Annotated in this window: 2 protein-coding genes; both read left to right on the top strand. The window is 40.8% G+C overall.

Features of this window, described 5'->3' with window-relative positions; translation table 11 throughout:
- Nucleotides 1–123: 123 nt before the first annotated feature.
- Complete coding sequence (gene istA / locus EV194_RS16780; RefSeq protein ID WP_132435695.1) at nt 124–1,665, top strand: IS21 family transposase; 1,542 nt, start codon at nt 124–126, stop codon at nt 1,663–1,665.
- 6 nt (nt 1,666–1,671) lie between these two features.
- Nucleotides 1,672–2,403 (top strand): IS21-like element helper ATPase IstB, encoded by a 732-nt coding sequence (istB, locus tag EV194_RS16775; RefSeq protein ID WP_132435693.1) that lies wholly within the window; start codon nt 1,672–1,674, stop codon nt 2,401–2,403.
- Nucleotides 2,404–2,492 lie beyond the last annotated feature (89 nt).

Below are 2,492 nucleotides of genomic sequence, written 5' to 3'. Positions count from 1 at the left end.
ATCCGGACATGCGTTCTGGAATTATCCGGACAGCTAATCCGGGATTATCCGGACAGTCATTCCGGAAACATCCGGACACTAAATTAGGTCTGTTTATCTTGCTTTTTCAAAAATGGAAGAGCGATGAAAAAAACAGACATGAAAAAAGTACGTGAATTACTTCATCTGGTATTTGTCAATGGCGAAAGCACTCGCCAAGCTGGGATTATTGCCGGGGTCAGCAAAAGCACTGCCGCTGAATACGTTAAAGGCTTCCGAGAGAGCGGCTTGCGCATATCGGAGCTTAACATACTGACTGATAGTGACTTAATTAACACCATTACGGGACCCAATGGGAAGCATGTTACTGAGCGATATGGAGAATTGGTTTCGAGGTTTACTTATATCGAAAAAGAGCTTCAACGCCCAGGTGTTACTCTGCAACTGCTTTGGCAAGAATTGTTTCAAAGCAATCCCCAAGCATACAGCTACTCCCAGTTTTGTTTTCATTACAAGCAATGGGCAAAAAAGCAAAAAGTCAGCTTGCACATGGAGCATAAGGCAGGAGAAAAGATGTTTGTCGATTATACCGGTGTTAAGCAATCTATTATTGATCCCAAAACAGGAGGGACCACCAAACTTGAGGTTTTTGTTGCAGTCCTAGGCAGCAGCCAACTGTGCTATATAGAGGCCGTTAAAAGTCAAAAGAAAGAAGACTGGATTAAGGCCAATGAGAACGCGCTACGTTTCTTCGGAGGATCTCCTCGTTGCATTGTGCCAGACTGCCTTAAATCAGCCGTTACTAAGGCCAATAAGTATGAACCCCATATAAATGAATCCTTCAAAGATTTTGGCGCTCATTATAATGCGATAATCCTTCCTGCAAGGGCACTTCATCCCCAAGACAAGAGTCTGGCAGAAAACTTTGTCAGAACTGCTTATACACGAATTTATGCACCGCTACGTAACATACCATTCTTTTCTATTGAAGAGTGCAATCAAGCAATGTGGGAAGAACTGGATAAGCACAATAACGCCACATTCCAAGGAAAAGATTACTCACGACAACAACTCTTTGACTCCATGGAAAAGGCAGAATTACAGCCACTTCCTATATCAATGTATGATGTTCGACATTTTGCCATTGTAACAGTCCAATATCATTACCATATATATCTAAAAGAGGACCGGCATTACTATAGCGTTCCCTTCCAGCTTACGGGTAAGCGAGTGCAAATTAGCTATAATAGTCGCGTGGTAGAGGTTACGTACAACAACCTAAGGGTCGCTATCCACCAACGAGATACACGTCAGTACAAATACACTACAGAACCGGCTCATCAGCCTCCTAAACACCAATTTGTAACAAAGTGGAATGCTGACCGATTTATTCGTTGGGCAGCGAAAATCTCACCACAAACGGAGGCATTTATCAGAGCGCTAATAGAGAGCAAAGCGCATCCTGAGCAGGCATTTTCGGCATGCCTGGGCATCCTTAAGGAAAGCAAAAAGCACTCAGTGGATGATTTTAGCAAAGCCTGTAACAAGGCACTAGAAATGAACAACTACACCTGCAAATTCATTAGAAACACTCTTGAAAATAAGACATTTAACATTAGCAAAGAGGAGGAAATCAGAAGAATAATAGATAACAACGACATAAGAGGACTTGACATTTTAAACTAAAAAACTATGAACATCCAGACAATTGAAAAGGTGAAACACATGAAGCTGCATGGCCTTGAAAGAGCTTACAACCAGCTGTTTGACACAGACGGCAATCAGGATCTGACATTTGATGAAAAACTTGCCATATTGATAGATGCAGAGTATGATGATCGGTTTGATAGAAAACTTCAGAGATATATTAAAACAGCGAATTTTAAGCAAAAGGCGTCAATGGAACAGATAAATTATCAGGCGCATAGGAATCTTGATAAGAATTTAATGATCAAACTCCAGAGGTGTGATTGGATAAAAAAGGGTCGTGATATTTTACTTACGGGTCCAACCGGTGTCGGAAAATCATTTATCGGGTGTGCCTTGGGGTACCACGCTTGCACCAATGAGTTAAGCACATTATACACAACAGCAAATAAGCTAATTGATAGGCTTGTATACGCTAAAGCTGATGGGAGCTACCCCAAGGAAATTAAGAAAATAGCCAAATGCGACCTTCTGATAATTGATGATTTTGGGCTTAAACCTCTGGATGCGACTGCAAGAAACATGTTCATGGAAATTATTGATGATCGTCATGGAGTAAAATCTACAATTATATCATCTCAAATCCCAATAAAGCAATGGTTTGATGTGATAGGAGACCCCACAGTGGCAGATGCAATAATGGATCGTTTGTATAATGGTGCATACCGCATCGAAATGCAAGGTGAATCAATGAGAAAACTAATTGCTAAATCGTAAAAAATTAATTCCTATTTTTGAAAAAAATGCAGACCTAAAAAGTGTCCGGATAAATCCGGAATGGGTGTCCGAATAAAACAGAATGTGCA

The organism is Natronoflexus pectinivorans (assembly GCF_004345615.1).
GTDB lineage: Bacteria > Bacteroidota > Bacteroidia > Bacteroidales > Marinilabiliaceae > Natronoflexus > Natronoflexus pectinivorans.
The sequence above is the reverse complement of the archived record's forward strand: the minus strand, read 5'-3'. Positions and strand labels throughout refer to the sequence as shown.

Coding starts and splice junctions, on each gene's coding strand:
- istA (WP_132435695.1), top strand. CDS start 124: ATGAAAAAAACAGACATGAAAAAAGTACGTGAATTACTTCATCTGGTA.
- istB (WP_132435693.1), top strand. CDS start 1,672: ATGAACATCCAGACAATTGAAAAGGTGAAACACATGAAGCTGCATGGC.